We start from the raw sequence: 14,147 nt of genomic DNA on the forward strand, positions 1-14,147 counted from the left end.
AACATTAAAAATGTACGTAATATCCTAATTGTAATTGTGTATCTGAGTTACCCACTTTATTACTACTTTGATAACCCAGCTGTAATCTAAATAAATCATCGCCTAAAATAGACCAACCCGCACCACTTGAAACTGAAATATCTAGGGTGTCGTTAAGGGTTTGATAGCCTGTACTGATGTCAAATAACCACGAAGGGCTAGCGCCTAAATAAGGTGGCTCTAGTGATCCTGTAGATGCAAATGAAGTGCCTAGGGCTAAACGCCTAAAAGGCTGAAGATCGATTGGCAATAAATTAGCTTCATTATTAATAAAGGTATTTACAGAGTCAAAATCTTGCCATTGCGCGCTAAAGTAGGCGCTCCATACAGGGCGGTCTTTTAAAATGTTGTATTGGTATCGGGCATTGTATTCTTGCCCGCTTACTATGCTGCTGTTATCACTTCTACGTGAAAAAGACAGTGCGGAACCAGAAAGTTGCACGCTTTGTCTGCCATCAATGTTGTAGTTTATATATGCGGTGGCTTTATCTAGTTGGGCAAAACTTAATAGTGTTTCAGATTGGCGGTTTTCTACATTATGCTCAAGCTTTAAACCTACTTGAGTGCGCGAATCCCATTGGTAACGCGTATCTAAGCTAAGCCCTTGACGACTCGCTAATGTGCCTTGGTGAGTATCAATTTTGGCATCAAAATACCATCGGCCCCAAGTCATTTTATCTTCGATGGCGAACAGTAAGCCATTATTGTTAAGGTTTTGCTGGCTACTAACACTTAATTTCCATTGGCCTTTTGCATAGGGAAAGTACACGTTTACATCATATTGACTGCTGTTTAAGCCCGCCTCAGGCGAAAAGTTTACCTCAAGCGCTCTAAAATAAGCATTTCGTGCGTTGCGTAATAAACTAGTTTGCGCCTCTGTAGGCTCATTTGTTAACGTTTCATACCAACGCTGCATGGTGGCATAAGGTTGTTTTAAATACAGCAATGCATTTAATTGATCAAGCTCACTTAAAGTGTTTTCAGTGAGCTGTTGCTCAACGTTATTAAATTCACCGTTAATCATATTTAACTGCAGAGTTTGCCAAGGCGCTAAGTTTTTTGCTGCTCGTCTGGCTAGCCACCAATTTGCAACAGGCTCACCAATAGTGTCGGGTGCAAGTTCACCCATAGTGTTAAATTGCATTAAATGCGGCACTGCCATAGCGCCCGCCCAGCGGTACATTAGCCCTCGGTAAGCGTATTTATCTTTAGGTAAATGCTGCAATAGGTAATGATGTAGTTCAGTGGCATTGGCGTTATAGCCAAGCAGCTGTAAAACGTCGGCTAAATTAACTAAGGTGGTTAAATCTTTTGGGTTACTTATAGCTAATTGGCGTAAATAAAAGTATGCACTGTTATACGATTTTTCATAAATAGATAAACTAGCTAAAAGTTGCGCCCAATTATAAGAAGGCTCAGTTTGCGAATAGTTAGCTAGTATACGTTTTATCATTATGGTGTCGTGCATTTGCAGCGCTAACCAGCCTTGGGCAAGGACTACATCAGGGTTATATTCACTGAGCTTTGCCGCTCTGTTAAGAGTGGTGTAAGCAGAATTTAAATCGTTTTGATTTTGATACCAATTCGACAGTAAAGACCATGCTGGATAAAGCTGTTTATTGTAGCGCTGTTTTTCAAGTTCGTTGTGTACGCGAGCAATAGAGTCAGCGTCGCCAAGTTGCACGCTCAGTTGCGTAACTTGAATAAGCTGCCTATCACTCAGTGGTGCTTGTTGCCATAGGTACTCAAGCAAGCCTTTGGGGTTCCCCTCAAAGCGCAATTGCTGATACTGTTGCATGTCACCAACACTCAGTGGGCTAATTTCTTTTAATTGCTCATAGGCATATAGTTCTTCTTTTTTATTTTGCAGCCTTAACGCCATATCAACACGGGCACTCCAAAACTCATCGTCGGTGCTTTGTTGTTTTTGCTGCAAAATAGTGAGCGCAGTTTTATAGTCTTCTGCAAGCCAAAATGCGCGTGCCAGCCATAATAAATCTTCTTCGTTTTTAGGGCCTTTATAGCTAGGCCATAATGCTCTTAACCCATTTAAGTTACCGGTATCGTGCAATACTTTTGCTTTCCAATATTGCGACAGTAAGCTTTTGCCATTAATTTGCTCAAAACGCTCTATATTATTGAGCTCTTGCTCTGGGTTGCCAATAAACTCATTAGTTTGCATCCAACGAACGAAGCCCTTATCTGAGAGCTGTCTATTTTGCGCTTTATATTGAAAAATATCGTTGGCGTCTTGGTACAAATATAACGCCACGGCGTCATTAATGCTGTCGGTTAGCATGGCAACGTTAACTGCATGGTTGGCCATTAGCCATTTAAATTCTACAAGTGCTTGCTCTGGCTTATTTAGCCAACGTTTCATTTTCCAGTTAAGCAAACGTAGCTCTTTATCGTTTGGATTATTGATTAATAGCTGTGTTAATAATTGCTCAGCACCTAGGGTGTTACCATCGGCTAGGCGCAAATACATTGCCTTAGTTAGATATTCGTTATTATTTGGCTCTTGCTTGAGTAAGTTTTCGATAGCACTGGCGGCATCTTGGGTATTACCGGCTAGGTTAGCTAAATAAAGGGTGCGTTTGATATTTGTGCTATCGCCATATGTTTTCCACCAGGCATAGGCTTGCTCAGGGTTATTTGCTCCCAGTGCAGTGGTTATGGCTTTAGGCGCAATATCTGCATTAATATTATTTTTATATATTGCGAGTGCTTTTGCAGGCTCCCCTGCACTCAACCAGTAATCGGCAGCGAGTAAGGGGTGTGCATTTTGCTGGTAGTAAAGTGCCACTTTAGCATGTAAACCAAGGGCTTTAGCTATGTTAAGTATTTGCTCGTCCCAGTTTTTTAGCGCACCTACTTTTAACGATAGCTCCTCAAATCGGTCATCTTTCTTTGCATCATTTGCTAACCATAAAGCGTACATTAACTGAATTTCAAGTAGTGATTTTTTGTCGCTTTTAGGTAGTTTTTCAAGCTCACTAGTGGCAGCTGCATATTCACTGAGTTTTATGTGCAGTTCAATTAGCTTTGCACGTAACTTTTCATTATTAGGATCGGTACTAAGCGCAGCATTTAAATACGATTTTTCAAAGGTGTAATCTTGCGATAAAGCTTCTTTTTCAAAAAACAAAGTACGCGGAAATAACGCATAAAGTGCAAAACAACTCACGGCTAATATAACTAAAATTGTTTTTAAAGAAATTAACTGAGGGCGTTTTTTATTAGTCATTATTAAACCCCTGCGTTGCAGTTAAGATAACCAAAAAAGTCACCTGCTGGTATTTTAAATTGTGTAATATCGCCGCGTGTAAGGCCTTTGTATCGCTCACCTAAATGAGAAACAAATACGCAAGCACCTGCATTGATTAAATCAAGCGTTGCCGGTACCCAAGCCGTAAAGCTTACTGGGCCATTTACTTGCCAATTATCAATAATGACATTAGCAGAGGCTAAATAGGGGGCTTTATTTTCTTTACTATGATCAAAACTAAGTTGTGCAATATTATTCACTACATGCACATAGTCACCTTTTTGGGTAACTCCAGCCACGCCACTACTTTGGGAAATATTTGGCATGTCAAAAACATCTGGAACGCGTAGGGTTTTAATATCTTTAGAGCTAAATAACCATTGGCCATCGCTATTTTTTGCTAAGGCTGAAAAGTAAAAGTCTTTTGCTACTTTAGCGTAATGACTTAAATGCACTGGGGTGTTTGGTCTTGCCAAAACATAATCAATATTATGCTTTAGTGCATCAAGACCGGCAGGGACTTCACCCGAGTAAAAATGAAAATATATAGTGTAGGGTTTTAATCTGTATGGTTTTTCGGTTATTTCGAAGGTTTCGGTTAAGCGTTTAAAACCGTAATAAGGGCCATGCCATAAGTTTGTGTATACGTTTTCATTTAATATTGGCGCGTAAATTTGATACAACAAATCGCGCTCAGGTCGGCCAATAGGCGATACATGCGTTAGGCTTGGGTTATCTGCATTTACGTCGGTATTACCGCCATTTACATTAAGCACTCCGGCATCACGTGCCAACTCAAGTGCTTTAGGCCCTGGGGTTGCATCGCCTGACCATAGCATAATCACAGTTTTTTTATTTGCTGGGGCTAGTTTGTCATTTATATATTTAATGGAATCGGTAATTTCTTTTTCTAAACTAATGGTGTTGTAGCCGGGTATATCTAGCTTTAAACCATATACAGTATCTTCCTCGTCTATATCTTTACGCCCGGCTAGTGCCGTCCAAAAATATGGATGGCTGTAAGTATGCGAAGCAATTTCAACATAAGGAAGTTTAAATATATCCCGAGCAATGCGCTCAAGCTTAGGGCTCATTTTTGAGTGTAAACCGCCGGGCTCAATATCGGCTTGAATAATCGATGAGGTTAAAGGTAGTTTATAGTGCTTAATTATTTTGTCGAGAATGACCTCGGCTGAATAAGGCTTTTTTGCAAAATGCGCAACACTGGTAAACCCATCGCCATCTATATGTATGGTTAACATGCGCCGACCACTTTGTGTAGTGGTGTCGGGTACTAAAATAGGTTCCAGGCCCATTGCTTTTGTGAGTAAGGTACGAGGATCTATTACCCACTTGCTACCTTCCATAGGTAAGGTGTCTATTAACCATGGAGCCACCACTAGCGCACCATATTTGGTTTTAGTGCCTTGTACTAGCGATGTGCCATCGGCTGCTTTTATACTAATCAGCGCTTTTGAATTAGCGGCTAATTTAAGAAAGTACGGGTTAGTTACAACTGGCGGTATACTTGATTCACCTTTTAGCCAAGGGGTAAAACTCTCCAGCTCATAAGGGCCTAAAGGTGTAACATCTAACGGCTCGGCTCCAAGGCTCAACATTAACTTATTTGCTGATGAGGGGAGTTCACCTAAAATTAGTTCAGGCACTACACCTAAGTTTGCTTCAAGCCAATTAGTAATAGTTGGTGTGTAAAAGGTATCAAAACTAGTCCACGAGATAATACCGGCGTGCAAGCTTGGGTCAACTGCAGGTAGAGCGCGTTTGGCTACATTAATATAATCGGGAATATAACCTAAATACTCAATCATAGTAGCAAGGTTTAAATGTACTGTAGTGTATATAAGCGGTTCAATATTACTGTTGTACGGAATTAAGATACGACGTGGAACTGGGGCTATATTAGATGTTCCCCATGTTTGTAAGTGGCCATCAGTTACCCAAGGAGTATAACCGGCATTAATTATTTTTTGCGCCATAGCAAGGCGTTGCTTAGGTTTTGCATAATCAATTACTTGTACATTAAAACCAAGGTCTTGCGCTTTATGAAGTTGAGCATTTAACCATGCTTGATCATTTTTATTGGTTAACTTATAGCTGTTATCTAGCGGGTTAAAGTGGCTAAATAACCCTTCAGCAACCAGATCGTTAGCTCTACCTTTAAGTTGCGGTAAAAGCTCAAAACCACGATTAAGAATGAGTTGTTTATTAAAGGTGTTTGATAACTGCTCTATAATAAAAACTAAACCCGCTTGCTGGGCGCTTTTATTATGTTTTTTGTCTAATAGCTGGTAGCTATCAAGGGTATCTAAAAATAAGCCATTAAAGCCACGTGCCTTTAGTGATAGCGCACTATTTTGTATATGCAGTTGCCACTGCGCTGCAGTTAAGTCGCTAATATGGCTATTCCAATTAGGATTAACACTAAGTGAAGACTCACTTTTTGAAAACGACTCGCCAACACTTAAATAAGCATAAACAGCAATATTACGCTGTTTGAGCCAGTTCAGCTCGTGCTTGGTTATTAGCTCGGGTTGCACTACTACACGCGAATAAAAAGTCATTTCAGCTAAGGGCATAGGTGCAGAGTAATAAAAAGCGATACTATTATTAGTCTCAGGTTTAGCAGTTACATTTGCGGTGATAAATAGCAGTATAAAAAATAAATACTTCATTAACCCTTCGTTTTAATTAATAAATAGCCAAGGTGCAATTAAAATAATTGTACCTGATTTGTTATAGGAGTTTAGTATTAACATTTTAATTATATGTTACAAAAAGCAAAAAAACTAAACAAATTTAAATTGTTTATATTGTAAGTAGCATTTTATGTTGTGCTTGCTCATCATTGCGGCAATTAATTAAATATTTTACCTGTATTAGGTGTTTTGCTTACTTTAAAGGCTATTAATTATACTAGAGTAAGTTGCAACTTTATTACTATTCAGCTTAGGTTTATTAATGGCAATGGCGTCTTTTTGTATTAAACCAAAGTAACTACGACTATAATCACTAGCCATTAGTTATACTTTTAAGTAAGTACCTACCTAAATTAAATAGACTTAGCCGTTTATGTGATGAAGGGGGGCTAGAGTAAATTATAAATTTTGCAGCGACTAAGTTACAAAATAAGAGTAGGGCTTTTACAGCTTGCAATGTGTTTATTTGGAGAAGAAATGAGTAATTTAAGCTTGAAAAGCAAATTGTTACTACTAGCTATTTTGCCGCTAATATTATTATTGGTCAGCTTTTTATCAAGTTCGTACTATTTAGAAATGCAAAGTCAGCAGCACAGCTTTGACACTTTTAAAAGTAAGTTATTAAAAGATAAACAAACGCTATTAAAAACTGAAATTGAAATTGGTAGTCAAGTAGTACAGCACCAGCTTGCAAATGGCACTGAGCAAGATGCTAAAAATGCATTAAGAAAACTAACCTTTGGCGAAGACGGCTATTTCTTTATTTATGACACTAATGGCGTGAGTGTTTTTCATGCCATGTTAGGTGATGCGATAGAAGGGCAAAACAAAATAGCCATGACTGATCCCAATGGTAAAAAAATCATTGTGGGCTTACTTGCACAAGCACGCCAGGGTGGCGGAGCATTTACCTATCATTTTCAAAAACCAAATACCAACGGCTTAGTTGAAAAAATTGGTTATGCAGCGATGATCCCTGGAACCAACTGGATGCTAGGCACTGGCGCTTATATGGACGACATAGAAGCAGAGCTTGAAGGCTTTGAGCTATCTATGCAAAAAAGCATGAACGAAAAAGTAACCACCTTATTGATCATTGCGTTCTTTTGTTTGTTATTAACTATTGCGGGTGCTTTATTTGCTGCCAACCATATGCTTAAACCAATACAAAGAATGGTGCAAAGCCTTGATGACATAGCTAAAGGTGAAGGCGACTTAACTAGACGTTTAGAAATTGACAGCCACGACGAAATTGGCCAATTAGGTGAGTCGTTTAATATATTCGTGAGTAAACTGCACGGTATTATAGCCAGTGTGGTTGATGTAACTAACGATGTTAAAACAGCATCAGTAGATATAAATACGCAAACTTTGGTGATTGAAGATAAGTTATTAAAACATAATCATGAAACTGATTTAGTCGCGACCGCGATTACTGAAATGTCTGCAACCTCTCACGAAGTGGCGCAAAATACGACCCAAGTTGCGGTGTCAACTCAGGCAGCAACGCAAGAAGTAGCAAGAGCGCAAGAATGTGTTGATATATCTTTAAGTGAAGTATCAAACTTAATGGCCGAAATAAATACAGCTGCAGAACAGGTTGATTCATTAAGTGAGCAATCTAAAAAAATTAATAGTGTATTAAGTGTTATTGGTGGTATTGCAGAGCAAACAAATTTACTGGCACTTAACGCAGCAATTGAAGCGGCTCGTGCGGGTGAGCAGGGCAGAGGCTTTGCAGTCGTTGCTGATGAAGTAAGAAGCTTAGCAAGTCGTACCCAAGTAAGTACGTTAGAAATTAGCGAAATGCTTAGTGAGCTACATAACTTAGTTACTGCGGCGGTTAACGCTATGCAAGCAAGTCAGCAAAGCTGTAATCGCTCAGTTGAGTCATCACGTGCTATTTCAGAAAGCTTAGGCGCGGTTACTACATCGGTTACCACTATAAACGATATGAGTACCCAAATAGCAACAGCTGCAACAGAGCAAAGTAGTGTAACCGAAGAAATAAACCGTAATGTTTTTGCTATTCAAGAAATTGTAAATGAGCTAACAGAGTCAAGTAAAACAACGTCATCGGTAAGTTTACATTTAGCTGGTCGTGGTGAAAGCTTAGGCGAGTTGGTAGGGCAGTTTAAAATTTAAGACATATTTTTAAATTTAATCATTTATAAAGCCGTAATTTTTAGTTACGGCTTTTATTTTGCCTGCTGCAAAAAATCCTTCCTAGTTAACCTGAGCTCCGGATAATAAACTTATCTCAAGCAGCTATTTTCAGCGCTAACTGCGTTGAATTTACTTGCAATAGGCCAGCTATTGACGCGTAAATTCGCCTTGTTTTCACTGAAAACCTCTGGCTAGAGAAAATAAAATTAAATATAACGATGATTCAATATGTTAGTAAATCTCTTAACCAGAGTTCAGGTTAGTTAATGAAGATGTATGAAATTGCCTACACTTAAGCATCTGAAATCATATCAAAAGTAAGTCGTGATTGTGCTTGTATAATTAAATTTAAAAAATAATAAAAAAACATTAACCGCTGGTTATTTTTACGCATACAATGCGAAAAAAGCGGATGAGTTTGCATATTTTTTCAATATTTTATGCCCGCTACGTTACACTAATAGCAATACATATTAATAAGTGACTATTTACTAATATAACCTACTAAAATTTAAGGCTTAAGATGATTGAGTATCCGGTTGATAAACTACCCCAACTCATAAATGACTTATTACAGTGCGACACCACAGAGCGCAAAAATAAGTTATTAATAGACGCACAATTAACATTATCAACTGAGCATTTATCATTGCTTTTTGAAGCAATACCTAAAGAGCAGCGCCTTGAAATTTGGCAGTTGTTAGATGAAGACACGCAACACGAAATATTTGTTAATTTAAGCGATGACAGCACCTTATGGTTACTGCAAACTTTAGATGATAGCGACGGTTTTAAACTATTAGACGAAGTTAATGTAGAAGAACTGCTTGAGCTTGAAGAAGTAATTCCTGAGCGATTTGTTGAGTATGCAAAAAAACAACTCGATGAAGCACAAACAAAGCAATATGAATTAGCGCAACAATACCCTTCTGAGCAAATAGGTCACTGGTTAGGTTTTGACTTTTTAAAAGTGTCTGAAAAGTTAACCGCGGGAGGCGCTAAAAAGTTACTCCATAAAGGGTTGCCGCAGTTCACAGAGGTTATTTATTTAGTGAGCCGTAAGGGCAGTTTAATTGGTGAAGTGGCAATTAATGATTTAATAAAAGCCAATGACAACGACAGTTTAATTACTTTAGCAAACCATGACTATGTATCGCTGCATGCAGATGATGATTTATACGAAGCTGCGGAAGTGGTTATTCATAGCGAAAAAATGGCAATGCCGGTTGTTAATGTTGATAACAAATTACTGGGCCGTTTAACCATTGCTTCAGCGTATGAGTTACGCCAAGAAATAACCGACGAGGCTGCCGCTAAAGCGGGTGGTCTGCGTGAAGACGAAGATTTATTTGCGAGTGTGCGAAAAAGTGCTAAAAACCGAGGTATTTGGTTAGGTATAAATTTGGCGACTGCATTTTTAGCCTCGTGGTTTATTGGCCTGTTTGGTGCAACTATAGAGCAAGTAGTGGCTTTAGCGGTATTAATGCCAATAGTGGCCTCTATGGGCGGAATTGCCGGGAGTCAAACGCTCACCGTTATTGTACGTGGCTTGGCACTTGGCCAGGTAACCGACTCTAACCGCGCAGCGCTACTTAAAAAAGAGCTAAGAGTGGGCGCGGTAAATGGTTTTGTATGGGCTTTTGTTATTGGCGCATTGACCTTTTTGTGGTTTAACGACGTTATGCTAAGTATTACTATTACCGTGGCTATTTTGCTTAACTTAGTTGCAGCATCGTTAGCCGGTGTAGTGATCCCTTCTATTTTAGATAAAATGAAAATAGATCCTGCGCTTTCGGGCTCAGTTATTTTAACTACAGTAACCGATATAGTTGGTTTTGTTACCTTTTTAGGTTTAGGTAGTTTGCTACTGTTATAGTGCCTTGTATCGCAAGGAACGCGTAAATAAATAGGAAAAACAATGACTTTTGATGTCATGATTTGGTGTGCTATTGCACTGTGTATTTCGCAGTCAGCAATATTTTCGGGTTTAAACTTGGCGTTTTTTTCGCTAAGTAGATTACAACTCGAAATGGAAAGCAGTAAAGGTAACGCCGCTGCGATAAAAGTAATGGCACTGCGTAACGATTCAAACTTTTTACTCTCGACTATTTTGTGGGGAAACGTAGGTATTAACGTACTGCTGACCTTACTTTCTGACTCGGTATTAATGGGTGCAAGTTCTTTTTTATTCTCAACTATTGCTATTACTATTATTGGCGAAATTACACCACAGGCGTATTTTTCACGTAATGCGTTAAAAATGGCCAGCATGTTGTCGCCGTTAATTAAGTTTTATCAATTACTGTTTTATGTCGTTGCTAAGCCTACAGGGCTAATACTCGATGCTTGGTTAGGCAAAGAAGGTATTACCTACTTTGCAGAGAGTGAGCTCAGAGGCATTATTCGTAAGCACATAGAAGCTGAAGAAGCCGATGTACAGCACGTAGAAGGTATTGGTGCACTTAACTTTTTTAGTTTAGATGAAATTAGTGTTACTCAAGAAGGCGAAGTGATAGATCCCGACTCAATCATAGCGTTACCAACCAAGCTTGATTTACCAATATTTCCTGAACTAACACTCAGTGCCGATAATGAATTTTTACGCAAACTGCACAAGTCTGGTTACAACTGGGTAATTATTACTAATCAGGCCGGTGATCCTTTGTTAGTGGTTGATGCGGATGGCTTTTTACGCGCAGCTTTGTTTGAGCCAGACACATTTGATCCGTACCACTTTTGCCACAGACCAATAATAGTGATCGATGAAAGTATGCGCTTAAGTGACGTTATTTTAAAAATTCGCGCCAGTCATTCATTAGACAAGTCATTCGATGGGGCAATTGAGCACGATGTAGTACTGGTATGGGGCGATGAAAAACGCATTATTACTGGGGCTGATATTTTTGGCCGATTACTAAAAGGTATGAGTGCGCCTAAACTTGAATTAAACCCCAGTATAGATAAACCTAAACCGCTTTAAACGGTTTAGGTTTATAAATTAATCACTTTTAATAATACTAACAATGCGCTGCGGTAAAGGTATTTCAATATTCGCTTTATTCATAGCGCTATAAACCCCACCATTAATAGCCAACTTGGTTTCGATTATTTTAGTGGTTGGTACCCAGTAGCGGTAGCTAATAGTTACGCCATTGTCGGCAAAGCGTTCTATACCAATTTGTGCATTGGGCACTTTAGCCACAAGCTCATGGCCATTCACAACATCTTCAATTAGTTTAACTGCGGTATTTGAGCACGCGCTGTAAGCAATGGTAATTTCGCCTTTTACCAATGAAAACTTAAACGAGTTATGGAGTATTTCACCGAGGATATGCTTATTGGGTATGGTTATTTCTACCTTTTCTTCGTCAATAAGTACTGTATGCCCCAGCTCTATTATTTTAACTTGCCCGCTGACATTTTTAACCTCTATAGTGTCGCCAACCACAAAAGGACGAGTGGCAATAATAGCAAGGCCAGCACCATAATTAGACAACATACCTTGCATTGCCAAACCCGCACCAAGCGACGCAGCACCAATAGCGGCCACGAAAGGGGTAACACTAATGCCTATTTTGCCCAGCGCAATAATAATGACAATTATTATGAGCAACACTTTAACTAGGTTACTCACAAAGTTAGTTAACGTGACGTCAATATTATGGCGAGCCATTAAATTAGCCACTACGTTGGCAAGCTTTTGCGCAACCCATAAGCCAATTAAGAGTATGAAAATAGCACCTACAATTTGCATGCTATAGGTAACTAAATACTCGGTAAGCATGGCGTAGTATTTTTCAAACTGTTCTATTTCTGGGCTGATCATATATGCTCTTAAGATGGCTGTTAAATATTTTTGCTAACTATAGCAAAGTGTTGACTAAGATTGGATATAAAAACGGTACTATTACAGCCGTTAAAAGCGCACTTAATGCCATGGCAACCGATGAAAATGCACCTATTTTAGGATGCTCAACCAATGCTGCTGCGGTGCCAATAGCGTGACAGGCAGTACCCATGGCAACGCCTTGCGCTTCATGGTTATAAATTTTAATTAGTTTAAAAAGTACAAAGCCAAATAAAGCACCTAATAAACCAATAAAAATAACCAAGGCAGCAGCGAGCGAGTCAATACCGCCTAATGACTCGGTTACAATTAGCGTTATAGGGGTTGTTACACTCAATGCTGCAACTGAGGCGCTAAGTTGTGTGGGTACAGCAAATATCATGCTGAGTAAAAAAGCCACTACAGTGGCGTTAATAATCCCTAAACTACAAGTGGTTACAATTAAGAGTAAGTTTTTACGTACATGAACAAACTGCTGATATAAAGGTAATGCTAGTGCCACAATAGCGGGCTCTAACAGCCAACTTAGTAATTGGCTGTGGCTAGCAAATTTAGTGTAAGGCAAGTTTAAATTAACCAAGAGTAAAGCAATAATAGCTATACTTAAAAATACAGGGTTAGTAAGTGATTTTAAAATAACATGCTTAACCCGCTGGTTAAGTAGCCTTAATAATAAAAACAGCGCAATAATAAACGGTACGCTAAGCCACCATAAATCTGGAGTTAGTTGTGTTGTTAGCGATTTTAGTTGCTCAGTCATTATTTACGCGTCCTTTAAAGTAAGCAATAACACTACTCACTAACAATAAGGTACTAATAGGGACTAGCAATACAATGGCAACTAAAAAAGGCCAATGCGACTTTATTAAGCCAAGGTGCTCAATAAAGCCAACCCCCGCAGGAATAAAAAAGATGGGCATAATATTTAAAATAGGTGAAGCGCAGGGCTTTAATTGATGCTCTTTTACTATGCCAGTTAACAGTAGCAGCAATAAAATAACCATTGCTAGTAAAGGCGCAGGAAAACTGCCGCCAATACTGTGCATAATGAATTTAGCCGCCGCTAAGCAGAGTAAAATAATTGCGCTACTTAACACATATTTCATTAGAGAACTCATTGGAAAGTCAGGAATTTAACTTTAACAAATCCCTGTTATTTATGCATGCATCATCTTACCAGCGTTTAGGGTTGGCATAATGAATATCGGTTTTACCCTTTGCTTTAGCAATTGCCTTTTTGGTATTTGGGCTAAGTAATAATCTAATTTGGCTAAAAGTTTCTTTGGCGAGTATGTTGCGTTGCTGAGTTTTATAGCTTTGCTGGGTAACGCGCTTAATTGCCGCCAGAGTGTCGGGCGAGCGGGCTAATAGTATTTCCAACATTTTTTGTGTGGCAGCCTCGGTGTCATCAGTTACTTGAGTGACCAAGCCAAGCTCTTTTGCTTGTAGTGCACTTATAGGATCAGCATGGCTGGCAAGCCATAGTGCTTGGTCGCGTTTTACTAAACCGCTCATTACAACATTAGCCCCCATATCTGGGCATAATCCCCAACGCGCTTCCATAATGGCAAATTGGGCATCGTGGTGCACTATTCTATAGTCAGCGCCGAGTGCTATTTGCAATCCACCGCCAAGGCAGTTGCCATTAATTTGTGCAATAACCGGCACGCTAAGCGATTGCCAACCCAATACTACCCGCTGGGCTAAATTTTTATTGCCAGGTAACCATTTAAATAATAATTTAATAATATTAAGCGGCGACGCCATAACTGCGGCTATATCTAACCCCGCGCAAAAGTGATCGCCATCGCCTTTTAAAACTACGGCGCGGATGCTGCGATCTTTTTTAAGCTTTTTTATTATTTTATTAAGCTCAACAAACATAGCAAAGCTTAAAGCATTTTGTTTTTGAGCTCTGCTTAGTGTGACAATTGCAATGCCTTGTTGTTTTTCTAACTTTATCATTTTGCACTCCTCTGACCTGTTGCCTGAGCTTATGATGTTATTTAAGTTAAGTAAAGTGAGCGTGGTTGATTAGGGTCTGTTTATCTTTCAAGGTTAAATTTGCAGCAGTGTGTTTGGTATTTAGGCAAGGCAGAGCCTATGTGGT

9 protein-coding genes are annotated in these 14,147 nt (G+C 39.2%); 3 read left to right on the top strand and 6 right to left on the bottom strand.

The window, feature by feature from the left end:
• Window positions 1-4: 4 nt before the first annotated feature.
• Together I6F41_RS17125 and I6F41_RS17130 are read right to left on the bottom strand one after the other, a co-directional pair.
• Entirely contained in the window at window positions 5-3,286 is a 3,282-nt protein-coding gene (locus tag I6F41_RS17125; RefSeq protein ID WP_197108857.1) for a tetratricopeptide repeat protein, read from the bottom strand.
• A gap of 2 nt (window positions 3,287-3,288) precedes the next feature.
• Window positions 3,289-6,000, bottom strand: a complete 2,712-nt coding sequence (locus I6F41_RS17130) for an endo alpha-1,4 polygalactosaminidase (protein ID WP_197108858.1) — start codon at window positions 5,998-6,000, stop codon at window positions 3,289-3,291.
• A gap of 501 nt (window positions 6,001-6,501) precedes the next feature.
• Between I6F41_RS17130 and I6F41_RS17135 the strand changes: the two genes are divergently transcribed.
• The 3 genes from I6F41_RS17135 to I6F41_RS17145 all read left to right on the top strand — a co-directional run bounded on the left by I6F41_RS17135 (window position 6,502) and on the right by I6F41_RS17145 (window position 11,170).
• Entirely contained in the window at window positions 6,502-8,169 is a 1,668-nt protein-coding gene (locus tag I6F41_RS17135) for a methyl-accepting chemotaxis protein (RefSeq protein WP_011327407.1), read from the top strand.
• A 544-nt stretch (window positions 8,170-8,713) separates the two neighbouring features.
• Window positions 8,714-10,066, top strand: coding sequence for a magnesium transporter (locus I6F41_RS17140; protein WP_011327408.1), 1,353 nt, complete (start codon window positions 8,714-8,716; stop codon window positions 10,064-10,066).
• Between the two features lie 42 nt (window positions 10,067-10,108).
• On the top strand, window positions 10,109-11,170 hold the full coding sequence (locus tag I6F41_RS17145) for a DUF21 domain-containing protein (protein ID WP_182684605.1): 1,062 nt from the start codon (window positions 10,109-10,111) through the stop codon (window positions 11,168-11,170).
• Window positions 11,171-11,188: 18 nt separating this feature from the next.
• Here I6F41_RS17145 and I6F41_RS17150 read toward each other — a convergent pair whose 3' ends face one another.
• The 4 genes from I6F41_RS17150 to I6F41_RS17165 all read right to left on the bottom strand — a co-directional run bounded on the left by I6F41_RS17150 (window position 11,189) and on the right by I6F41_RS17165 (window position 14,002).
• Window positions 11,189-12,016, bottom strand: a complete 828-nt coding sequence (locus I6F41_RS17150; RefSeq protein WP_011327410.1) for a mechanosensitive ion channel family protein — start codon at window positions 12,014-12,016, stop codon at window positions 11,189-11,191.
• A 37-nt stretch (window positions 12,017-12,053) separates the two neighbouring features.
• Entirely contained in the window at window positions 12,054-12,797 is a 744-nt protein-coding gene (locus I6F41_RS17155) for an LrgB family protein (RefSeq protein ID WP_086995023.1), read from the bottom strand.
• Window positions 12,790-13,143: a CidA/LrgA family protein gene (locus I6F41_RS17160; protein WP_011327412.1), complete on the bottom strand. Its 354-nt coding sequence runs from the start codon at window positions 13,141-13,143 to the stop codon at window positions 12,790-12,792. The genes I6F41_RS17155 and I6F41_RS17160 overlap by 8 nt, the downstream gene beginning before the upstream one ends.
• A 67-nt stretch (window positions 13,144-13,210) precedes the next feature.
• Complete coding sequence (locus tag I6F41_RS17165; RefSeq protein ID WP_089367841.1) at window positions 13,211-14,002, bottom strand: crotonase/enoyl-CoA hydratase family protein; 792 nt, start codon at window positions 14,000-14,002, stop codon at window positions 13,211-13,213.
• Between the last annotated feature and the right edge of the window lie 145 nt (window positions 14,003-14,147).

The organism is Pseudoalteromonas sp. SCQQ13 (assembly GCF_015864415.1).
GTDB lineage: Bacteria > Pseudomonadota > Gammaproteobacteria > Enterobacterales > Alteromonadaceae > Pseudoalteromonas > Pseudoalteromonas nigrifaciens.